The organism is Bacillus cereus group sp. MG16 (genome assembly GCF_040459875.1).
GTDB lineage: Bacteria > Bacillota > Bacilli > Bacillales > Bacillaceae_G > Bacillus_A > Bacillus_A paranthracis.
Genome location: NZ_JARVHE010000001.1, coordinates 5245761 through 5267500, shown reverse-complemented (window position 1 = coordinate 5267500; position 21740 = coordinate 5245761). Strand labels below are relative to the sequence as shown.

Genomic DNA, 21740 nt, shown 5'->3' with positions numbered 1-21740 from the left:
GGAACACGTGAAATTCCGTCGGAATCTGGGAGGACCATCTCCCAAGGCTAAATACTCCCTAGTGATCGATAGTGAACCAGTACCGTGAGGGAAAGGTGAAAAGCACCCCGGAAGGGGAGTGAAAGAGATCCTGAAACCATGTGCCTACAAATAGTCAGAGCCCGTTAACGGGTGATGGCGTGCCTTTTGTAGAATGAACCGGCGAGTTACGATCCCGTGCGAGGTTAAGCTGAAGAGGCGGAGCCGCAGCGAAAGCGAGTCTGAATAGGGCGTTTAGTACGTGGTCGTAGACCCGAAACCAGGTGATCTACCCATGTCCAGGGTGAAGTTCAGGTAACACTGAATGGAGGCCCGAACCCACGCACGTTGAAAAGTGCGGGGATGAGGTGTGGGTAGCGGAGAAATTCCAATCGAACCTGGAGATAGCTGGTTCTCCCCGAAATAGCTTTAGGGCTAGCCTTAAGTGTAAGAGTCTTGGAGGTAGAGCACTGATTGGACTAGGGGTCCTCATCGGATTACCGAATTCAGTCAAACTCCGAATGCCAATGACTTATCCTTAGGAGTCAGACTGCGAGTGATAAGATCCGTAGTCAAAAGGGAAACAGCCCAGACCGCCAGCTAAGGTCCCAAAGTGTGTATTAAGTGGAAAAGGATGTGGAGTTGCTTAGACAACTAGGATGTTGGCTTAGAAGCAGCCACCATTTAAAGAGTGCGTAATAGCTCACTAGTCGAGTGACTCTGCGCCGAAAATGTACCGGGGCTAAATACACCACCGAAGCTGCGGATTGATACCGAATGGTATCAGTGGTAGGGGAGCGTTCTAAGGACAGTGAAGTCAGACCGGAAGGACTGGTGGAGTGCTTAGAAGTGAGAATGCCGGTATGAGTAGCGAAAGACGGGTGAGAATCCCGTCCACCGAATGCCTAAGGTTTCCTGAGGAAGGCTCGTCCGCTCAGGGTTAGTCAGGACCTAAGCCGAGGCCGACAGGCGTAGGCGATGGACAACAGGTTGATATTCCTGTACCACCTCTTTATCGTTTGAGCAATGGAGGGACGCAGAAGGATAGAAGAAGCGTGCGATTGGTTGTGCACGTCCAAGCAGTTAGGCTGATAAGTAGGCAAATCCGCTTATCGTGAAGGCTGAGCTGTGATGGGGAAGCTCCTTATGGAGCGAAGTCTTTGATTCCCCGCTGCCAAGAAAAGCTTCTAGCGAGATAAAAGGTGCCTGTACCGCAAACCGACACAGGTAGGCGAGGAGAGAATCCTAAGGTGTGCGAGAGAACTCTGGTTAAGGAACTCGGCAAAATGACCCCGTAACTTCGGGAGAAGGGGTGCTTTCTTAACGGAAAGCCGCAGTGAATAGGCCCAAGCGACTGTTTAGCAAAAACACAGCTCTCTGCGAAGCCGTAAGGCGAAGTATAGGGGGTGACACCTGCCCGGTGCTGGAAGGTTAAGGAGAGGGGTTAGCGTAAGCGAAGCTCTGAACTGAAGCCCCAGTAAACGGCGGCCGTAACTATAACGGTCCTAAGGTAGCGAAATTCCTTGTCGGGTAAGTTCCGACCCGCACGAAAGGTGTAACGATTTGGGCACTGTCTCAACCAGAGACTCGGTGAAATTATAGTACCTGTGAAGATGCAGGTTACCCGCGACAGGACGGAAAGACCCCGTGGAGCTTTACTGTAGCCTGATATTGAATTTTGGTACAGTTTGTACAGGATAGGCGGGAGCCTTTGAAACCGGAGCGCTAGCTTCGGTGGAGGCGCTGGTGGGATACCGCCCTGACTGTATTGAAATTCTAACCTACGGGTCTTATCGACCCGGGAGACAGTGTCAGGTGGGCAGTTTGACTGGGGCGGTCGCCTCCTAAAGTGTAACGGAGGCGCCCAAAGGTTCCCTCAGAATGGTTGGAAATCATTCGTAGAGTGCAAAGGCATAAGGGAGCTTGACTGCGAGACCTACAAGTCGAGCAGGGACGAAAGTCGGGCTTAGTGATCCGGTGGTTCCGCATGGAAGGGCCATCGCTCAACGGATAAAAGCTACCCCGGGGATAACAGGCTTATCTCCCCCAAGAGTCCACATCGACGGGGAGGTTTGGCACCTCGATGTCGGCTCATCGCATCCTGGGGCTGTAGTCGGTCCCAAGGGTTGGGCTGTTCGCCCATTAAAGCGGTACGCGAGCTGGGTTCAGAACGTCGTGAGACAGTTCGGTCCCTATCCGTCGTGGGCGTAGGAAATTTGAGAGGAGCTGTCTTTAGTACGAGAGGACCGGGATGGACGCACCGCTGGTGTACCAGTTGTTCTGCCAAGGGCATAGCTGGGTAGCTATGTGCGGAAGGGATAAGTGCTGAAAGCATCTAAGCATGAAGCCCCCCTCAAGATGAGATTTCCCATAGCGTAAGCTAGTAAGATCCCTGAAAGATGATCAGGTTGATAGGTTCGAGGTGGAAGCATGGTGACATGTGGAGCTGACGAATACTAATAGATCGAGGACTTAACCATATAATATGTAGCAAATGTTATCTAGTTTTGAAGGAATATGCCTTCATAGTTTGGTGATGATGGCAGAGAGGTCACACCCGTTCCCCATACCGAACACGGAAGTTAAGCTCTCTAGCGCCGATGGTAGTTGGGACCTTGTCCCTGTGAGAGTAGGACGTCGCCAAGCAACTAAGCACGAGTCAAATGACTCGTGTTTTTTCGTGTTTTCTTTTATAATCCATAGTAATAAAAAAATGTATTTAAATCATTATTATTTTGATTAAATACAGGGGAATGTGGCTAGGATAGTAAATAAGCAAAAGAGTTGCAAATTTTATTAATACGTATATAATTAAAGTCAAAGATAGTCAAAGTCAATAAAGGTGGCGGATAAATGAGAAATATATCTGATATCATTGAGCAATATCTAAAGCAAGTTATTGACTTAAGTAATAATAATGTGATTGAAATCAAGAGAAATGAGATTGCGGATCGATTCGAGTGCGTACCATCTCAAATCAATTATGTAATCAATACCCGTTTTACGTTAGAAAGAGGATTTGTAGTAGAAAGTAAACGTGGTGGAGGAGGTTACATTCGCATTATAAAAGTCAAACTGCATGACGATATAGACATTATTGATCAAATGCTTCATATGATTGATCATAGCGTTGCGCAAGGAAATGCAGAGAGTATGATTATACGTTTAATAGAAGAGGGAATCATAACGAATCGTGAAGCTAAACTTATGTTAAGCGTACTAGATCGTTCTGTATTATCAATGGATGTTCCTTCTCGAGATGAACTTAGGGCTCGAATATTATGCGCAATGTTAAGAACACTGAAATATAAATAAATACAGCTTTTGTAAAAGAATAATAACTAAAAGATAAGGCAGTTAAATATTGTAGAAGTTTTGAAAAAAGAACACGCACTTTTATGTAAACGAATAAAGGAAAGTGAACAGTCTAGTAATGTATGAAAAGTACTATGAGATAGATCGTTCCTGTTGTAAAGGTGGGGATAGTGATGACTTGTCAAAACTGTAATATAAGACCAGCAACTTTACATTATACAAAAGTAATTAACGAAAAGAAGGCGGAAGTTCATCTTTGTGAGCAATGTGCAGAACAAAGTGGCTATACGTCTTTCTTTCAATCATCGCAGTCTAACTTTTCATTCCATGATTTATTTGCTGGGTTATTACACGGTGAATCAACAATGTTTGAAGAAGAAAAAAGCGGATTTTCGAACACAAGTATATTGAGATGTCCAAATTGTAAAATGACATATGAGCAACTTACAAAGGTAGGACGCTTTGGATGTGCTTCTTGTTACGATACATTTAAGGAACATTTAAAGCCGTTATTAAAACGTCTTCACGGTGGGCATACAGATCATTGTGGAAAAATTCCGGAGCGTATAGAAGGAAATATTCACTTAAAGAAAGAATTAGATGAACTAAAACTCATTCTGAAACAATACGTACAGAAAGAGGAATTTGAGAAAGCTGCTGAAGTAAGGGATAAAATTAGAAACCTTGAAACTCAGCTTAGTGAGCATAGAGAGGGGGAATAGTTCTATGTCACTGGACAAAATTATGAATGAAGCGATTAGTCCATGGATGAAGGGGGATGGCCCTGATTCTGATATTGTTTTAAGTAGTCGAATTCGTTTGGCTCGTAATTTTAAAAAATATCAATTCTCTACTATGCAAAACGAAGAAGAAGCTAAACAGATTCAAGAATTATTTAAAAAGGAATTTATAAATAAAACAGTAGAACCTTTTGGAGAGTTTGAACTATTAAAAATGAATGAATTAACGCCTCTTCAAAGGAGAGTATTAGTTGAAAAGCATTTAATTAGTCCCAACCTTGCAGGAACAGAATATGGAGCGTGTCTATTGTCAGAAAACGAACATATTAGTGTTATGCTGAATGAAGAAGACCATATTCGGATTCAATGCTTATTTTCAGGATTGCAGTTATCAGAGGCCCTTCAAAGTGCCAATCAAATAGATAATTGGATTGAGAAAGAGGTTGAATATGCTTTTGATGAATCACTTGGATATATTACGAGCTGCCCTACTAACGTTGGTACAGGATTGAGGGCTTCCGTAATGATCCATTTACCGGGGCTCGTTTTAACGAAAAGAATTAGCCGTATTATACAAGTAATTCAAAAATTAGGGTTAGTAGTAAGAGGAATATACGGTGAAGGTAGCGAAGCGTTAGGTAATATATTTCAAGTGTCAAACCAAATGACGCTAGGAAAATCTGAAGAAGATATTATTGCAGATTTAAAGAGTGTTATTCAACAAATCATACAGCAAGAAAAGATGGCTAGAGAATTAATTGTACAAAATTCAAGTATTGAGCTTGAAGATAAAGTTTATCGCTCTTATGGCATACTAGCTAACAGTCGTTTAATTCAATCTGCGGAAGCAGCCAATTGCTTATCAGATTTACGACTTGGTATTGATTTAGGATATATAAAAGGTATATCGAGAAATATTTTGACTGAGCTAATGGTTCTTACACAACCGGGCATTTTACAACAATATGCGGGAGGACCTTTAGGGCCAGAAGAAAGAGATTATCGAAGAGCAACCTTAATCCGTGAGCGATTACGTATTGAAAAAAACTAAGCGCAAGTAGGAGGCGATTTCTATGATGTTTGGAAGATTTACAGAAAGAGCACAGAAAGTATTAGCTTTATCTCAAGAGGAAGCGATTCGTATTGGGCATAACAATATTGGAACAGAACATATTTTACTTGGGCTTGTACGCGAAGGTGAAGGAATTGCAGCAAAAGCGTTGATTGCTCTTGGATTAAGCCCGGAGAAAGTTCAAAAAGAGGTAGAAGCGTTAATTGGACGCGGAACAGAAGCTTCTCAAACCGTACATTATACACCGCGTGCTAAAAAGGTTATTGAGCTGTCTATGGATGAAGCTCGTAAATTAGGTCATTCTTACGTTGGAACAGAACATATTTTACTTGGTTTAATCCGCGAGGGTGAAGGGGTAGCAGCACGTGTTTTAAATAACTTAGGTGTTAGCTTAAATAAGGCAAGACAACAAGTATTGCAACTTCTTGGAAGTAATGAAGCAAGTTCAGGTCATCAAGGTGGTTCTTCAACAAATGCAAATACACCAACACTTGATAGCTTAGCACGTGATTTAACAGTTGTTGCACGTGAAAATCGTTTAGATCCTGTTATTGGACGTGGTAAAGAAATTCAACGTGTAATTGAGGTTTTAAGCCGTAGAACAAAAAACAATCCTGTATTAATTGGGGAGCCTGGTGTAGGTAAAACGGCAATTGCAGAAGGATTAGCACAACAAATCGTAAATAATGAAGTTCCTGAAACTTTAAGAGATAAGCGTGTTATGACACTAGATATGGGTACAGTGGTAGCCGGAACGAAATACCGTGGTGAATTTGAAGACCGTTTGAAGAAAGTAATGGATGAAATCCGCCAAGCAGGAAATATCATTCTATTTATTGATGAACTTCATACATTAATTGGTGCAGGTGGAGCAGAAGGTGCTATTGACGCATCGAACATTTTAAAACCATCTTTAGCTCGTGGGGAATTACAATGTATTGGGGCGACAACGTTAGATGAATATCGCAAATATATTGAAAAAGATGCAGCTTTAGAGAGACGTTTCCAACCAATTCACGTTGATGAGCCAAGTTTAGATGAATCAACTCAAATTTTGAAAGGTTTACGCGATCGTTATGAGGCACATCACCGCGTATCTATTACAGATGATGCAATTGATGCAGCTGTAAAGCTTTCAGATCGTTATATTACAGATCGTTTCTTACCAGATAAAGCAATTGATTTAATTGATGAAGCTGCTTCAAAGGTTCGCTTACGCTCTTATACAACACCACCAAATCTAAAAGAGCTTGAAGTGAAGCTTGAGGAAATTAGAAAAGAAAAAGATGCAGCTGTACAAAGTCAAGAGTTTGAAAAAGCTGCTTCCTTACGTGATATGGAACAACGTTTACGTGAGAAGTTAGAAGATACGAAGCGTCAATGGAAAGAGCAACAAGGAAAAGAAAACTCAGAAGTGACAGTAGAAGATATTGCAAATGTTGTTTCTACGTGGACTCGTATCCCGGTTTCTAAGCTTGCACAAACAGAGACTGATAAATTATTAAACTTAGAATCGATTCTTCACGATCGTGTTATTGGTCAAGATGAAGCGGTAGTAGCTGTAGCGAAAGCTGTTCGTCGTGCTAGAGCAGGATTGAAAGATCCGAAACGTCCGATTGGCTCATTTATTTTCTTAGGACCAACAGGTGTAGGTAAAACGGAGTTAGCAAGAGCGTTAGCAGAATCTATGTTCGGTGATGAAGATGCAATGATTCGCATCGATATGTCTGAGTACATGGAGAAACATTCTACTTCTCGTTTAGTTGGATCTCCTCCAGGGTATGTTGGATATGAAGAAGGTGGACAATTAACAGAAAAAGTTCGCCGTAAGCCATATTCAGTTGTCCTATTAGACGAGGTAGAGAAAGCTCATCCTGATGTGTTTAACATTTTACTACAAGTATTAGAAGATGGTCGCTTAACAGATTCGAAAGGGCGTACAGTTGATTTCCGCAATACAATTGTTATTATGACATCTAACGTTGGTGCAGAGGCGTTAAAACGTAATAAGCATCTTGGATTTAACGTACAAGATGAGAGCCGCGATTATTCAGATATGAAAGGTAAAGTAATGGATGAGCTGAAAAAAGCCTTCCGTCCAGAATTCTTAAACCGTATTGATGAAATTATCGTGTTCCATATGCTTGAGAAAAAACATATTCAAGAGATTGTAACACTTATGGTAAATCAGTTAGTAAATCGCTTAAAAGAGCAAGAAATTGAATTGCAATTAACAGAAGGAGCAATTTCGGCCATTGCTGATAAAGGGTTTGACCGAGAGTACGGTGCTCGCCCACTTCGTAGAGCAATTCAGAAACATGTAGAAGATAGACTATCGGAAGAACTATTAAAAGGTGCTATTGAGAAAGGACAAAAAGTTATCTTTGATGTTGAAGGAGAATCATTTGTCATTCATAGTGCTGAAAAGGTAAAATAAGTATAGACAAACTAAGAGGGCTACGAGATAGCCCTCTTTCTTGTACGAGAAGGATAAACTGTTTATAGATGAAAGTGAAGTGAAATATAAAACGATATGGCTAAAAAGAAAACAAAATTCACATGTCAAGAGTGTGGGTATCAGTCACCGAAATATATGGGGAAATGCCCTGGATGTGGTCAATGGAATACGCTTGTTGAAGAGATGGAACCGGTTGTATCATCAAGGCGCCTTAATTATGCGAATGCAATTCAATCGGAAGTAACAAAACCAAGACGCCTAACAGAAGTAGAAACAAAGTCTGAGGCGCGTATTGAAACGAAATTTCAAGAATTTAATCGTGTACTTGGTGGCGGGATTGTAGATGGTTCTTTAGTACTTATTGGTGGAGACCCTGGGATTGGAAAATCAACGTTACTATTACAAATATCATCGCAATTAGCGGATTCTTCATATGATGTACTATATATATCGGGTGAAGAATCAGCAAAACAGATTAAACTGCGTGCGGATCGTTTACATGTAAATGGTAGTAATCTATTTGTTGTATCAGAGACGGATTTACAGCGAATTGCGGCACACATTGAAGAGGTGAACCCAGCCTTTGTTGTTATTGACTCTATTCAAACAATACATTTACCTGAGGTAACATCAGCGCCGGGAAGTGTGGCACAAGTTCGTGAATGTACAGCGGAATTAATGAAACTCGCAAAAACGAAAGGAATCCCTATTTTTATCGTTGGACATGTGACAAAAGAGGGAGCGATTGCAGGACCTCGTATGTTAGAACATATGGTCGATGCAGTTCTTTACTTTGAAGGAGACCGTCATCATACATACCGTATTTTGCGAGCAGTAAAGAATCGCTTTGGTTCTACGAATGAAATGGGTATTTTTGAAATGAAAGAACTTGGTCTTGCAGAAGTATTAAACCCTTCTGAGATTTTCCTTGAGGAAAGACCAGTTGGGGTTGCGGGATCAACAGTGGTTGCCTCAATGGAAGGAACAAGACCAGTTTTAGTAGAAATACAAGCATTAATTTCCCCTACTAGTTTTGGAAACCCTCGAAGAATGGCAACGGGAATTGATCATAACCGTGTATCGCTTATTATGGCAGTGCTAGAAAAAAGAACAGGCTTATTATTGCAAAATCAGGATGCATATTTAAAAGTAGCAGGTGGTTTGAAGTTAGATGAACCAGCAATTGATTTAGCCGTCGCTTTAAGTATAGCTTCAAGTTTTAGAGATAAATCTACGGCACCAACCGATGCAGTAATAGGAGAAGTAGGATTAACTGGAGAAATAAGAAGAGTATCAAGAATTGAACAACGTGTACAAGAAGCGGCTAAATTAGGATTTCAACGCGCTATTATTCCTAGAAAAAATTTGGGAGGATGGACAATTCCAGACGGGATTGAGGTAGTTGGTGTATCTAATTTAGGAGAAGCACTTCGTTTGACATTAGGAGGCTAGGCTATGGAAGAAAACAAGCAACGTGTCAAAAGTATGATTAATATTTTACAACTTGTGGCCCCGGGAACACCACTGCGCGAAGGGATAGATAATGTACTTCGCGCACAAACAGGGGGATTAATTGTTCTTGGATATAATGAGCAGATTAAAAGTATTGTTGATGGAGGTTTTCATATTAATTGTGCATTCTCTCCAGCTAGTTTATATGAATTAGCAAAAATGGATGGGGCACTTATTTTAAATGAAACTGGAAGTAAAATTTTGATTTCGAACGCACAGTTAGTTCCAGAGTCATCTATTGACTCTATTGAGACAGGTATGCGTCACCGAACGGCGGAGCGTGTAGCAAAGCAGACAGGCAGCCTTGTTGTGGCTATTTCACAAAGACGTAACGTAATTACGCTATATCAAGGGAATTTACGTTATACACTAAAAGATATAGGCGTTATTTTAACAAAGGCGAATCAAGCTATCCAAACGTTAGAAAAATATAAGGCTGTATGGAATGATGGGATTACGAATTTGGGCATTCTAGAATTTGAAGAGGTTGTTACAATGTCCGAGGTAGTCCATGTTTTACATAGTGTTGAAATGGTACTACGTATTAAAAATGAAATATTGAGCTATATTCATGAATTGGGAACAGAAGGTAGGTTAATTCGTTTACAACTTACGGAACTATTAGCCGACTTAGAAGCAGAGGCAGCGCTATTAATTAAAGATTACTATCAAGAAAAAACACAAGACCATCATCAAATTTTGAAAAAGTTACAAGAACTTGCGAATACACAACTTCTAGAGGACAGTGATTTAGTTAAATTGCTCGGATACCCGGGACAAACGAGTTTAGAAGAAAGTGTGACGCCGAGAGGATACCGAATCACAAGCAAAATTTCGCGTGTTCCACCACTTATCATTGAAAATTTAATTAATCGATTTAAAACTTTGCAAGGTGTTTGTCGTGCAACTATTAATGAATTAGATGATGTGGAAGGAATTGGGGAAGTCAGGGCGAAGAAAATACGAGAAGGTCTAAAAAGAATTCAAGAGCATCTCTATATGAGTAGACACAATTAAGAATATTACATTGATTCTATAATATAACGACACTAGAACATTTTTGGTATATGATATGATATATTGGTAAATAAAACTATTTATAAAAAAACACGTCCGCTTTTGCATTCGGCGTTTTGATTAGCGAAACAATGGTTAATAATGAGTAGGAGGTGGTTGGATGTTAAAACGGATTGTACAGCTCTTCTTTTTAGTAATCGGGGGAGCGTTAGGGATTTACTTAATCCCAAAAGTTATTAATGTATTAGACATCGGTGCTGTTCCATTATTGGAAGGATCGTATGTTCGTGCAATTATTGGTGCAATTATTTTATTTTTAACAACATTTTGGCTTGTAGATTATATTGTTCAACTTATTAAGCATATTGAAGAGGCTCTTGTAAAAGCGCCTGTAGCAGATGTTTTGTTTGGTACATTAGGTTTAATCTCTGGGCTTATTGTTGCGTATTTAATTTTAATACCAATTCGTGAATTTACAATTCCAGTTATTAGTACAGTGTTGCAAGTGTTCTTTACTCTTTTACTAGGATATTTAGGATTCCAAGTAGGGTTTAAAAAGAGGAATGAATTGCTAGGATTATTTACATTACCACAACGTGGGAAAAAGAAAAATAATAATAGTGAGAATGAAGAACCAGAAAATGAGGTAGAAGAATCTTTAGCGCATTGGAAAATTCTCGATACAAGTGTAATTATCGATGGACGTATTGCTGATATTTGCCAAACAAAGTTTTTAGAAGGAACAATTGTCATTCCACAATTCGTGTTAGAAGAACTTCAGCACATTGCCGATTCTTCTGATGCTTTAAAACGTAATCGTGGCCGTAGAGGATTAGATATTTTAAATCGTATTCAAAAAGAGATGCCGATTCCGGTAGAAATTTATGAAGGCGATTTCGACGATATTCAAGAAGTGGATAGCAAACTTGTAAAGTTAGCGAAAATCACTGGTGGAACGGTAGTAACGAATGACTTCAACTTAAACAAAGTCTCTGAATTACAAGGGGTAACGGTGTTAAACATTAACGATTTAGCTAATGCAATTAAACCTGTTGTACTCCCAGGTGAAGAACTAAGTGTTTATGTTGTAAAAGATGGAAAAGAACAAAATCAAGGTGTAGCATATTTAGATGACGGCACGATGATTGTAGTAGAAGATGGTAGAGAATATGTAGGCTCACAACTCGATGTACTCGTTACGAGTGTGTTACAAACGTCGGCTGGGCGCATGATTTTTGCCAAACGTAAATTATTAGAAAAAGCATTATAAGTAGAGGATTATTAATATGTATACATTAATTATTCCAGCAGCTGGTCAAGGAAAGCGGATGGGTGCTGGCAAAAATAAGTTGTTCTTACTTATTAATGAAGTACCGATTATTGTGCATACGTTACGTGCTTTCGAACAGGATAAAGCATGTAAAAATATTATTATGGCAATTAACGAAGAAGAGCGCCCGTATTTTGAAGAGTTAATGCAGAAGTATCCGGTTGCAAAGCCAGTACAATTTATTCAAGGTGGAGCTGAAAGACAAGATAGTGTATATAATGCGATTCAGCATACGAGTGATGTTGAGTATGTTCTTGTACATGACGGTGCGCGCCCGTTCGTAACGAATAAAGTGATCCAAGATGTATTAACTGCAGCAGAAAAATATGGAGCTTCCATTTGTGCGGTGCCAGTGAAAGATACTGTTAAGAAAGTAGAGCAGGGTGTTGTTGTAGAAACAGTAGAAAGATCTCAGCTGACAGCTGTACAAACACCGCAAGGGTTCTCTGTTTCTCTTTTGTTAGAAGCTCATAGAAGTGCGAAGCAGAGTTGTTTCCTTGGTACAGATGATGCAAGTCTCGTAGAACGTATCGGGAAGCAAGTAGGTGTAGTAGAGGGGAGTTACTATAATATTAAAGTGACGACTCCAGAGGATTTACTAATTGCTGAAAGTTTTCTTCACGTTCAAAAGAAATGATAGCAATGATTATAGCGAAGAGAAGCTCGGCAAAGGCCGGGCTTTTCTTTATAAGGATAGCGATATAATATAGAATCATAAAGCTCAGTAGTTTAGCTCGAGGAGGATGTAAAAAATGTTTCGAATTGGACAAGGTTTTGATGTGCATGAATTCGCGGAAGGTAGACCGTTAATTATTGGCGGAATTACAATTCCACATGAGAAAGGATTAATCGGTCACTCTGATGCAGATGTATTGTTACATACAATCGCGGATGCGTGTTTAGGTGCAATTGCAGCAGGAGATATTGGGAAACATTTTCCTGATACAGACCCCGCCTTTAAAGATGCTGATTCAGCTGTATTATTGCAAAAGGTTTGGGGATTTGTGCGTGAACAAGGTTATGAATTAGGGAATTTAGATTGTACAATTATTGCTCAAAAGCCAAAAATGGCACCACATATTGAAAGTATGCGTAAACGCATTAGTGAACTATTAGAAACGTCTATTGATAATATCAATGTAAAGGCAACAACAACAGAAAAACTAGGATTTACAGGTAGAGAAGAAGGAATTGCGTCTCAAGCAGTTGTTTTATTACAGAAAAAATAATGGTTTTTAATTCGTAAGATGGATAATCACATTTTTTTGGTGTACAATTATAGAATGTGTTGACATTAAGAATGGAAGGTGTACCAATTATGGAAAAGCAAGTGAGAGTGCGCTATGCGCCAAGTCCAACAGGACACTTACATATCGGAAATGCGCGTACGGCATTATTTAATTATTTATTTGCTCGTCATCAAGATGGTAAGTTTATTATTCGTATTGAAGATACTGATGTAAAACGTAATGTTGCTGGTGGAGAAGAAAGCCAATTAAAATACTTGAAATGGCTCGGTATGGACTGGGATGAAGGTGTTGATGTTGGTGGTGAATTTGGACCATATCGTCAAACAGAGCGTTTAGATATTTATAAAAAGTTATATGAAGATTTATTAGAGCGTGGTTTAGCTTACAAATGTTATATGACAGAAGAAGAGCTAGAAGCAGAACGCGAAGGGCAAATTGCTCGTGGTGAAACACCTCGTTATGCAGGTAACCATCGTGATTTAACTGAAGCGCAAGTGAAAGAATTTGAAGCTGAGGGACGTATTCCAAGTATTCGTTTCCGTGTACCAGCTGACCGTGATTACACATTTAAAGATATTGTAAAAGATGAAGTTGCATTCCATTCAAATGATTTCGGTGATTTCGTTATCGTGAAAAAAGATGGGATTCCAACTTATAACTTTGCAGTAGCAGTAGATGATCACTTAATGGAAATTACACACGTACTTCGTGGTGATGACCATATTTCAAACACGCCAAAACAAATGATGATTTATGAAGCTTTCGGTTGGGATATTCCTCAATTCGGTCATATGACTTTAATTGTAAATGAAAGCCGTAAAAAATTAAGTAAGCGTGATGAATCTATTATTCAATTTATCGAGCAATATAAAGAGCTTGGATATCTTCCAGAAGCAATCTTTAACTTCATTGCACTACTAGGTTGGTCGCCAGTAGGAGAAGAAGAAATCTTCTCTCAAGAAGAGTTTATCAAAATGTTCGATGCAGCTCGTTTATCAAAATCACCTGCATTATTTGATTCTCAAAAACTGAAATGGATGAACAACCAATATATGAAAAAGCAAGATTTAGATACGGTGGTAGAATTAAGCTTACCGCATTTAGTGAAAGCTGGACGTATAGGTGAAACTTTAAGTGAACAAGAACAAGCTTGGATTCGTGATGTAATTGCGTTATATCATGAACAAATGAGCTTTGGAGCTGAAATTGTAGAGCTTTCTGAAATGTTCTTCAAAGATCATGTTGATTATGAAGAAGAAGGACAAGAAGTATTAAAAGGTGAACAAGTACCAGAAGTACTTCGTGCATTTGCTGGTCAAGTAGAAGCACTAGAAGCTATGGAACCGGCAGCAGTTAAGGCGGCTATTAAAGCAGTTCAAAAGGAAACAGGTCATAAAGGTAAAAACCTATTTATGCCAATCCGTGTTGCAACTACTGGTCAAACACACGGTCCGGAGCTTCCTAATGCTATTGCACTTCTTGGAAAAGAAAAAGTTTTAAATCGTCTTCAAAAAGTAATTGGTTAACATTTTCTAGGTTTAGAAATATAATAAGTATACTTAAAACCTAATAAGGAAAAGCGACGAGAAGGAGAAGTAGAAAATCAGGCTTTTTACAGAGAGAACCACCTTAGGCTGGAAGTGGTTTATAAGCGGATTTTTGAAATGCCCCTTCGAGTCTTCTGCTGAACAGCAAATTGTTTTGCGAAACGTCTTAGGACGTAAAGTAAGCAGAAGCGGTGTACACCGTTATCAGAGATGAGTTTGAGGCTTTTTTTAGCCTAAACAGAGTGGAACCGCGCTTATAAGGCGTCTCTGTCAATATGACAGAGGCGTCTTTTTTTATACCGTAAAATTGGGTATGAGTATAAGTTTTATCCACGTGTATAAAGATTTAGGGGGATAAGTAGGGAGTTAGTTCACTCGAAAAAGCAGCCCATAAAGGGGAGGGAACGTCGATGTTTAAGAGGCTTCGGGAAGATATTGAAGTCGTTTTTGAACAGGATCCAGCGGCAAGAAGTTATTTCGAAGTCATTTTGACTTACTCTGGATTACATGCAGTTTGGGCCCATCGAATTGCACATGCTTTTTATAAAAAGAATTTCTTCTTTATTGCACGTTGGATCTCACAAGTTAGTCGTTTCTTTACTGGAATTGAGATTCATCCAGGAGCAACAATTGGTCGTCGTTTTTTCATTGACCATGGAATGGGAGTTGTAATTGGAGAAACGTGCGAAATTGGTGACAATGTAACGATCTATCAAGGAGTTACATTAGGTGGTACGGGTAAAGAAAAGGGAAAGAGGCACCCTACAATTCAGGATAATGTATTAATTGCAACAGGTGCTAAAGTACTAGGCTCTATTACAGTTGGAGAGAATTCTAAAATTGGAGCAGGTTCTGTCGTATTAAAAGAAGTCCCTGCACATTCTACAGTTGTAGGTATACCTGGCCGAGTCGTTATTCAAAATGGCGTAAAGATTGGTCAAGAATTGAATCATTCCGACCTTCCAGACCCAATTTTTGATAAATTAAAGGTCATGGAAGTAGAACTTGATAAATTGAAAAAACAACTTGAAGTAAAGGTAGAAAGGAAGGATAAAAATGACTATTCACATTTATAATATGTTAACACGTCAAAAAGAAGAGTTTATTCCATTAGAAGAAAATAAGGTAAAGATGTATGTATGCGGACCTACAGTTTATAACTATATTCACATCGGGAACGCAAGACCACCTATGGTATTTGATACAGTGCGCCGTTATTTAGAATATAAAGGATACGATGTGCAGTATGTATCTAACTTTACTGACGTAGATGATAAATTAATTAAAGCGGCAAATGAGTTAGGCGAAGATGTGCCGACAATTGCGGACCGTTTCGTGGAAGCGTACTTTGAAGATGTAACGGCATTAGGTTGCAAACATGCAACAGTTCATCCGCGTGTAACAGAAAATATGGATATTATTATTGAATTTATTCAAGAACTTGTGAATAAAGGATATGCATATGAATCAGAAGGGGATGTGTACTTTAGAACGAAGGAATTCGAAGGGTACGGTAAGTTATCACATCAACCGATTGCGGACTTACGTCACGGTGCGCGTATTGAAGTAGGAGAAAAGAAACAAGATCCTCTTGATTTTGCACTATGGAAAGCTGCGAAAGAAGGAGAAATCTTCTGGGAAAGCCCTTGGGGTCAAGGTCGTCCAGGCTGGCATATCGAATGCTCGGCAATGGCACGTAAATACTTAGGGGATACAATTGATATTCACGCCGGTGGTCAAGACTTGGCATTTCCTCATCATGAGAATGAAATCGCGCAGTCTGAGGCGCTAACAGGAAAAACATTTGCACGTTATTGGATGCACAATGGATATATTAATATTAATAATGAAAAAATGTCTAAGTCACTTGGGAACTTCATTTTAGTTCACGATATCATTAAGCAATATGATCCGCAGTTAATTAGATTCTTTATGCTATCAGTACATTATCGTCACCCAATTAATTTCAGTGAAGAGTTATTACGAAGCACAAATAACGGACTGGAAAGAATTAAAACAGCTTACGGTAATTTGAAACACCGTATGGAAAGTAGTACGGATTTAACAGATCATAATGAGAAATGGTTAGCTGATCTGGAAAAATTCCAAACTGCATTTGAAGAAGCGATGAATGATGATTTCAATACTGCTAATGCAATCACTGAGTTATATAATGTAGCAAATCATGCAAATCAATATTTACTGGAAGAACATACGTCTACAGTGGTAATTCAAGCATACGTAAAACAACTTGAAACATTATTTGATATTTTAGGGTTAGAATTAGCACAAGAAGAGTTACTAGATGAAGAAATTGAGGCGCTTATTCAAAAACGTATTGAAGCTCGTAAAAATCGTGATTTTGCATTATCAGATCAAATTCGCGATGATTTAAAAGACCGTAATATTATTTTAGAAGATACCGCTCAAGGTACAAGATGGAAAAGAGGATAAGAATGATTGATGCAAAGCAATTAAACAGCTTAGCGTTAGCATATATGGGTGATGCGGTATATGAACAATATATCCGCTATCACCTACTTCAAAAAGGGAAGGTTCGTCCTAATCAGTTGCATCGATTAGGGACAAGCTTTGTTTCGGCAAAAGCACAGGCGAAAGTTGTTTATCATTTATTAGAGACAGCATTTTTAACTGAGGAAGAAGAGGCAGTACTAAGAAGAGGGCGTAATGCAAATTCAGGTACTGTTCCGAAAAATACAGATGTACAAACATATCGACATAGTACAGCCTTTGAAGCGTTAATTGGCTATCATCACTTATTAAATAATCGTGAAAGATTAGACGAAATTGTATATAAGGCAATTGCTGTTCTAGAAGAAAAGGAAGGGGGCACATCATCATGAGTAGTGAATATATTATCGGACGTAACCCTGTAATTGAAGCGTTACGATCAGGGAGAGATATTAATAAAATTTGGATCGCAGAAGGTGCTGCCAAAGGACAAGTACAAATTGTACTAGCACTAGCGAAAGAAAATAAAATTATTTTGCAACATGCACCAAAAAAGAAGTTAGATCAATTAGTTGAGGGGAACCATCAAGGTGTAATTGCTCAAGTGGCCGCATATCAATATGCTGAGCTAGAAGATCTATTCAAAGTAGCAGAGAAGCGTAACGAAGATCCGTTCTTCTTAATTTTAGATGAAATTGAAGACCCGCATAACCTCGGTTCTATTATGCGTACTGCGGATGCGACAGGAGCTCATGGAATTATAATTCCGAAAAGAAGAGCTGTGGGACTTACTGCATCAGTTGCGAAAGCATCTACTGGGGCAATTGAATATATTCCTGTTGCACGCGTAACGAATTTATCTCGTACAATCGATGAATTAAAAGAAAGTGGACTTTGGATTGCTGGTACAGATGCAAAAGGGAAAACGGATTATCGTAATTTAGATGGTAAAATGCCAATTGGATTAGTAATTGGAAGTGAAGGAAAAGGTATGAGTCGTATTATTGGTGAAAAATGTGATTTCTTAATTACTTTACCGATGGTTGGTAAAGTTACATCCTTAAATGCTTCAGTGGCCGCAAGTTTGTTAATGTATGAGGTATATCGTAAACGTAACGAAATTGGTAAATAAAAAATGAACGATATTTTAATCGTTGACGGTTACAACATTATTGGAGCTTGGGGAGACTTGAAGAAACTACGGGATGTAGATTTACAGTCATCAAGAGATGCACTGATTGATAAGATGGCGGATTACCAAGGTTACACAGGGACAAAGGTAATGATAGTTTTTGATGCGTATACAGTCCACGGTATTGAAAAAAAGATGAAACAATCGCGTGTGGAAGTTATATTCACGAGGAAGAATCAAACGGCAGATGAAAAGATAGAGCAACTTGCGATTGAGCTTAGAAATATAAATACGCAAATATATGTTGCGACTTCTGATTATACGGAACAATGGGTTATATTTGCTCAAGGTGCGCTTCGGAAATCTGCGCGTGAATTAGAGTTGGAAGTACAAGCGATGGAGCAACAAGTAAGAAGGCGTACACAAGACACAAAAGAAAAGCAACCCGCCATGCGAAAGATATTTAGTAAAGATATTACAGAAAAGTTAGAAAAATTAAGAAGAGGAGAGCGTTGAAGCATTGACGCTCTTTGTCTTTTTACTGTATAATATTGCTAAATAAATAGCGGTCGGAGGGATCAAGGTGGAAGCAGGCTTCGTAAGTGTAGGCGACGTTACATTTCGTGATTTAGAAGATGAGGCAATCGTTGAGTTAGTTCGAAAAGGTAATACTGACGCTCTAGAATATTTGATTCACAAATATAAGAACTTTGTTCGCGCGAAATCGAGATCTTATTTCTTAGTGGGTGCCGATCGAGAAGATATTGTTCAAGAAGGTATGATTGGATTGTTTAAAGCGATTCGTGATTATAAGGAGGACAAGCTGTCTTCGTTCAAAGCATTTGCTGAACTGTGTATCACTCGACAAATTATTACCGCTATTAAAACAGCAACCAGGCAAAAGCATATTCCGTTAAATTCATATGTGTCTTTAGATAAACCGATTTATGACGAGGAATCTGATCGGACATTATTAGATGTTATTTCGGAAGCGAAGGTAACTGATCCTGAAGAAATGATTATAAGTCAGGAAGAATATACAGACATAGAATCTAAAATATCTGAATTATTAAGCGATTTAGAAAGAAAGGTGCTTTCTTTATATCTAGACGGCCGTTCTTATCAAGAGATTTCGGAACAGTTAAATAGACATGTGAAATCTATTGATAACGCTTTACAGAGGGTGAAGCGGAAATTGGAACGATATATGGAAATGAGAGAGAGTACCACTTTAAATTCATAACAAGTACTACAGGTGTAAAAAATCACCTGTTTTCTTTTTGTAGGGAGTACAAAAGGCATGACATTGACATTGTCTTTTATTGTATGATACATTTTTAGGGACATAATGTTACAAGGTTGGTGTAACTAATGAGGAAAAAAGTTGTACTCTCATGTGAAGAGTGTAAAAATCGAAACTACTCTACGATGAAAGATACGAGCTCAGTAGAGCGACTTGAAATAAAGAAATTTTGTAAAACATGCAATCAGCATACAGTTCACAAGGAAACAAAATAAATAATTGAAATAATACACTGGAGGTCCCGTAGATGCGTTTAACGAACTTTTTCGGCGATGTAGGTCGCGAAATGAAAAAAGTAAGTTGGCCTAAAAAAGATGAATTACTCCGTTCAACAGCGACTGTTATCGCTACAGTTGTCTTCTTTGCGATTTTCTTCGCAGTTGTTGATATGGGCATTTCTTCTTTAATTCGGTTAATTCTTGGTTAATTCTTGAATAAGAAGCACTTATCCATGATATAATGTTATTTATAAGAACTGTGTAAAAGCCCGGTGAACGGGTTTTTTCATTTGCGCAAAAAAATGTACGTCAGGGAGGGAAGGACGCTCGTCCTAAATGAATGGAAAAAAGTTGGTATGTTGTCCATACTTATTCTGGATATGAAAATAAAGTAAAAGCAAACCTAGAGAAACGTGTAGAATCAATGGGTATGCAAGATAAAATTTTCCGTGTTGTTGTCCCGGAAGAAGTAGAAGTAGAAATGAAAAATGGTAAAGAAAAATTAATGAAAAGAAAAGTGTTCCCAGGTTATGTATTAGTAGAATTAATCATGACTGATGACTCTTGGTATGTTGTACGTAACACGCCAGGTGTAACTGGGTTCGTTGGTTCTTCTGGTTCTGGATCTAAACCATCACCTCTATTAGAAGAGGAAGTTGTTACCATTATGAAACATATGGGAATGGACAATGAAGTGGTTGATTTCGACTTTGAACTTCATGAGACAGTACGTGTAAATGAGGGACCATTCGCAGATTATACAGGTGCTATCGAAGAAATTGATGTGGAGAAGAAGAAGGTTAGCGTGCTTGTGGACATGTTTGGTCGCGAGACTCCAGTTGAACTTGACTTCCATCAAATTGAAAAATTATAAAATGAAACTTGAAATGAATTGTAAAAAGTGATAATATCTTTTAAGTCAGTACGTCTTCGTTATCGGAGACGTTTTTTGAAAGATTTTATCCTTAGAGATAAAATATGACGTGGGAGGGCAAATCACTGTCCAATTGACCACATCACGGACTTAAGGAGGTGTGTCTCGTGGCTAAAAAGGTAATTAAAATGGTAAAGCTTCAAATTCCTGCAGGTAAAGCTAACCCAGCTCCACCAGTTGGTCCAGCATTAGGACAAGCAGGTGTTAACATCATGGGCTTCTGTAAAGAGTTTAACGCTCGTACAGCAGATCAAGCTGGTCTTATCATCCCTGTTGAAATTACGGTATTTGAGGACCGTTCATTCACTTTCATTACTAAAACTCCTCCTGCTGCTGTTCTTCTTAAGAAAGTAGCTGGTATTGAGTCTGGTTCTGGTGAACCAAACCGTAATAAAGTGGCAACTGTTAAGCGTGATAAAGTACGCGAAATCGCTGAAACTAAAATGCCTGACCTAAACGCTGCTAGCGTAGAAGCTGCAATGCGTATGGTTGAAGGTACTGCACGCAGTATGGGCATCGTTATCGAAGACTAATTCGATTTGTTTTTTAAAAAAGGTTGCGGGTCTGGAATTCCAATTCGCAACCTTTATTATCGTAAATGATTATCGTTTTTAAATAAATGGGTGGCGCGCATCCTCAGGTTATACCTGAAAATAAGCGTAAACGTGGGAGGTTATTCCGCTAAAACCACATTCGAGGAGGAAATAAAAATGGCTAAAAGAGGTAAAAAGTACGTAGAAGCTGCAAAGCTTGTTGATCGTGCAGCTGCTTACTCTGCAACAGAAGCAGTAGAATTAGTAAAGAAAACAAACACAGCTAAATTTGATGCAACTGTAGAAGCTGCATTCCGTTTAGGTGTTGACCCTAAGAAAGCTGACCAACAAATCCGTGGTGCAGTTGTTCTTCCACACGGTACTGGTAAAGTACAACGTGTATTAGTGTTCGCTAAAGGTGAAAAAGCTAAAGAAGCTGAAGCTGCTGGAGCTGACTTCGTAGGCGATGCTGATTACATCGGTAAAATCCAACAAGGTTGGTTCGATTTCGATGTAGTAGTAGCAACTCCTGACATGATGGGTGAAGTTGGTAAACTTGGTCGCGTATTAGGACCTAAAGGTTTAATGCCAAACCCTAAAACTGGAACAGTTACTTTCGATGTAACTAAAGCTGTTAACGAAATCAAAGCTGGTAAAGTTGAATACCGCGTTGATAAAGCTGGTAACATCCACGTTCCAATCGGTAAAGTATCTTTCGAAGATGCTAAATTAGTAGAAAACTTCAGAACAATCGCTGACACTTTACAAAAAGTTAAGCCAGCTGCTGCAAAAGGTACTTACATGAAGAACGTAACAGTTGCTTCTACAATGGGACCTGGCGTACGTGTAGACGTTTCTACATTAGCGTAAATTTTGGAAGTTGACTTCA

21 protein-coding genes, 2 rRNA genes and 1 other annotated feature (1 of these 24 only partly in view) are annotated in these 21740 nt (G+C 39.0%); all 23 genes read left to right on the top strand.

Annotated features, from left to right (window positions below):
- A 23S ribosomal RNA gene (locus tag QCI73_RS27305) occupies positions 1–2498 on the top strand (it extends 425 nt beyond the left edge of the window).
- 49 nt (positions 2499–2547) lie between these two features.
- Positions 2548–2664 (top strand): 5S ribosomal RNA (gene rrf / locus QCI73_RS27300).
- 207 nt (positions 2665–2871) lie between these two features.
- The gene (gene ctsR, locus QCI73_RS27295; protein ID WP_001244563.1) at positions 2872–3333 is read left to right on the top strand and encodes a transcriptional regulator CtsR; all 462 of its coding nucleotides are present in this window, start codon (positions 2872–2874) and stop codon (positions 3331–3333) included.
- 173 nt (positions 3334–3506) lie between these two features.
- Positions 3507–4055 (top strand): protein-arginine kinase activator protein McsA, encoded by a 549-nt coding sequence (gene mcsA, locus QCI73_RS27290; RefSeq protein WP_001979504.1) that lies wholly within the window; start codon positions 3507–3509, stop codon positions 4053–4055.
- A 4-nt stretch (positions 4056–4059) separates the two neighbouring features.
- On the top strand, positions 4060–5124 hold the full coding sequence (gene mcsB, locus QCI73_RS27285) for a protein-arginine kinase McsB (protein WP_000050825.1): 1065 nt from the start codon (positions 4060–4062) through the stop codon (positions 5122–5124).
- Positions 5125–5146: 22 nt separating this feature from the next.
- Positions 5147–7582, top strand: a complete 2436-nt coding sequence (clpC, locus tag QCI73_RS27280) for an ATP-dependent protease ATP-binding subunit ClpC (protein ID WP_071730792.1) — start codon at positions 5147–5149, stop codon at positions 7580–7582.
- A gap of 96 nt (positions 7583–7678) precedes the next feature.
- Complete coding sequence (radA, locus tag QCI73_RS27275; protein WP_001085207.1) at positions 7679–9055, top strand: DNA repair protein RadA; 1377 nt, start codon at positions 7679–7681, stop codon at positions 9053–9055.
- Between the two features lie 3 nt (positions 9056–9058).
- Complete coding sequence (gene disA / locus QCI73_RS27270; protein ID WP_000392171.1) at positions 9059–10132, top strand: DNA integrity scanning diadenylate cyclase DisA; 1074 nt, start codon at positions 9059–9061, stop codon at positions 10130–10132.
- A gap of 160 nt (positions 10133–10292) precedes the next feature.
- Positions 10293–11402, top strand: coding sequence for a PIN/TRAM domain-containing protein (locus QCI73_RS27265; protein ID WP_000919684.1), 1110 nt, complete (start codon positions 10293–10295; stop codon positions 11400–11402).
- A 16-nt stretch (positions 11403–11418) separates the two neighbouring features.
- Positions 11419–12099: a 2-C-methyl-D-erythritol 4-phosphate cytidylyltransferase gene (ispD, locus tag QCI73_RS27260; RefSeq protein WP_000288305.1), complete on the top strand. Its 681-nt coding sequence runs from the start codon at positions 11419–11421 to the stop codon at positions 12097–12099.
- Between the two features lie 115 nt (positions 12100–12214).
- Complete coding sequence (gene ispF, locus QCI73_RS27255) at positions 12215–12691, top strand: 2-C-methyl-D-erythritol 2,4-cyclodiphosphate synthase (RefSeq protein WP_000488392.1); 477 nt, start codon at positions 12215–12217, stop codon at positions 12689–12691.
- 89 nt (positions 12692–12780) lie between these two features.
- Positions 12781–14238, top strand: a complete 1458-nt coding sequence (gltX, locus tag QCI73_RS27250) for a glutamate--tRNA ligase (protein ID WP_044790591.1) — start codon at positions 12781–12783, stop codon at positions 14236–14238.
- Positions 14239–14285: 47 nt separating this feature from the next.
- Positions 14286–14531, top strand: a binding site (T-box leader).
- Positions 14532–14669: 138 nt separating this feature from the next.
- A complete protein-coding gene (cysE, locus tag QCI73_RS27245) occupies positions 14670–15335 on the top strand; it encodes a serine O-acetyltransferase (protein ID WP_000476500.1) in 666 nt (221 codons plus the stop codon).
- A complete protein-coding gene (gene cysS, locus QCI73_RS27240) occupies positions 15316–16713 on the top strand; it encodes a cysteine--tRNA ligase (protein WP_200730750.1) in 1398 nt (465 codons plus the stop codon). The genes cysE and cysS overlap by 20 nt, the downstream gene beginning before the upstream one ends.
- A gap of 2 nt (positions 16714–16715) precedes the next feature.
- Positions 16716–17123, top strand: a complete 408-nt coding sequence (locus QCI73_RS27235; protein WP_000564261.1) for a Mini-ribonuclease 3 — start codon at positions 16716–16718, stop codon at positions 17121–17123.
- Entirely contained in the window at positions 17120–17863 is a 744-nt protein-coding gene (gene rlmB, locus QCI73_RS27230; RefSeq protein WP_200730751.1) for a 23S rRNA (guanosine(2251)-2'-O)-methyltransferase RlmB, read from the top strand. The genes QCI73_RS27235 and rlmB overlap by 4 nt, the downstream gene beginning before the upstream one ends.
- Positions 17864–17866: 3 nt before the next feature.
- Positions 17867–18379, top strand: coding sequence for an NYN domain-containing protein (locus tag QCI73_RS27225; protein WP_000997883.1), 513 nt, complete (start codon positions 17867–17869; stop codon positions 18377–18379).
- Positions 18380–18446: 67 nt separating this feature from the next.
- On the top strand, positions 18447–19106 hold the full coding sequence (locus QCI73_RS27220; RefSeq protein ID WP_000387198.1) for an RNA polymerase factor sigma-70: 660 nt from the start codon (positions 18447–18449) through the stop codon (positions 19104–19106).
- A 128-nt stretch (positions 19107–19234) separates the two neighbouring features.
- Positions 19235–19381 carry a 50S ribosomal protein L33 gene (gene rpmG / locus QCI73_RS27215; protein ID WP_002070160.1) on the top strand — a complete coding sequence of 49 codons (147 nt, stop codon included), beginning with the start codon at positions 19235–19237 and terminating at the stop codon, positions 19379–19381.
- Positions 19382–19413: 32 nt separating this feature from the next.
- Positions 19414–19593, top strand: a complete 180-nt coding sequence (secE, locus tag QCI73_RS27210) for a preprotein translocase subunit SecE (RefSeq protein ID WP_001241321.1) — start codon at positions 19414–19416, stop codon at positions 19591–19593.
- A 131-nt stretch (positions 19594–19724) separates the two neighbouring features.
- Positions 19725–20258, top strand: a complete 534-nt coding sequence (gene nusG, locus QCI73_RS27205) for a transcription termination/antitermination protein NusG (RefSeq protein ID WP_000415794.1) — start codon at positions 19725–19727, stop codon at positions 20256–20258.
- Positions 20259–20425: 167 nt separating this feature from the next.
- Positions 20426–20851: a 50S ribosomal protein L11 gene (gene rplK / locus QCI73_RS27200; RefSeq protein WP_001085872.1), complete on the top strand. Its 426-nt coding sequence runs from the start codon at positions 20426–20428 to the stop codon at positions 20849–20851.
- 177 nt (positions 20852–21028) lie between these two features.
- Positions 21029–21721, top strand: coding sequence for a 50S ribosomal protein L1 (gene rplA, locus QCI73_RS27195; RefSeq protein ID WP_002020168.1), 693 nt, complete (start codon positions 21029–21031; stop codon positions 21719–21721).
- Positions 21722–21740 lie beyond the last annotated feature (19 nt).

Excerpts from the sequence above, each read along its gene's own strand:
- ctsR (WP_001244563.1), top strand. The coding sequence starts at position 2,872 with ATGAGAAATATATCTGATATCATTGAGCAATATCTAAAGCAAGTTATT.
- mcsA (WP_001979504.1), top strand. The coding sequence starts at position 3,507 with ATGACTTGTCAAAACTGTAATATAAGACCAGCAACTTTACATTATACA.
- mcsB (WP_000050825.1), top strand. The coding sequence starts at position 4,060 with ATGTCACTGGACAAAATTATGAATGAAGCGATTAGTCCATGGATGAAG.
- clpC (WP_071730792.1), top strand. The coding sequence starts at position 5,147 with ATGATGTTTGGAAGATTTACAGAAAGAGCACAGAAAGTATTAGCTTTA.
- radA (WP_001085207.1), top strand. The coding sequence starts at position 7,679 with ATGGCTAAAAAGAAAACAAAATTCACATGTCAAGAGTGTGGGTATCAG.
- disA (WP_000392171.1), top strand. The coding sequence starts at position 9,059 with ATGGAAGAAAACAAGCAACGTGTCAAAAGTATGATTAATATTTTACAA.
- QCI73_RS27265 (WP_000919684.1), top strand. The coding sequence starts at position 10,293 with ATGTTAAAACGGATTGTACAGCTCTTCTTTTTAGTAATCGGGGGAGCG.
- ispD (WP_000288305.1), top strand. The coding sequence starts at position 11,419 with ATGTATACATTAATTATTCCAGCAGCTGGTCAAGGAAAGCGGATGGGT.
- ispF (WP_000488392.1), top strand. The coding sequence starts at position 12,215 with ATGTTTCGAATTGGACAAGGTTTTGATGTGCATGAATTCGCGGAAGGT.
- gltX (WP_044790591.1), top strand. The coding sequence starts at position 12,781 with ATGGAAAAGCAAGTGAGAGTGCGCTATGCGCCAAGTCCAACAGGACAC.
- cysE (WP_000476500.1), top strand. The coding sequence starts at position 14,670 with ATGTTTAAGAGGCTTCGGGAAGATATTGAAGTCGTTTTTGAACAGGAT.
- cysS (WP_200730750.1), top strand. The coding sequence starts at position 15,316 with ATGACTATTCACATTTATAATATGTTAACACGTCAAAAAGAAGAGTTT.
- QCI73_RS27235 (WP_000564261.1), top strand. The coding sequence starts at position 16,716 with ATGATTGATGCAAAGCAATTAAACAGCTTAGCGTTAGCATATATGGGT.
- rlmB (WP_200730751.1), top strand. The coding sequence starts at position 17,120 with ATGAGTAGTGAATATATTATCGGACGTAACCCTGTAATTGAAGCGTTA.
- QCI73_RS27225 (WP_000997883.1), top strand. The coding sequence starts at position 17,867 with ATGAACGATATTTTAATCGTTGACGGTTACAACATTATTGGAGCTTGG.
- rpmG (WP_002070160.1), top strand. The coding sequence starts at position 19,235 with ATGAGGAAAAAAGTTGTACTCTCATGTGAAGAGTGTAAAAATCGAAAC.
- secE (WP_001241321.1), top strand. The coding sequence starts at position 19,414 with ATGCGTTTAACGAACTTTTTCGGCGATGTAGGTCGCGAAATGAAAAAA.
- nusG (WP_000415794.1), top strand. The coding sequence starts at position 19,725 with ATGGAAAAAAGTTGGTATGTTGTCCATACTTATTCTGGATATGAAAAT.
- rplA (WP_002020168.1), top strand. The coding sequence starts at position 21,029 with ATGGCTAAAAGAGGTAAAAAGTACGTAGAAGCTGCAAAGCTTGTTGAT.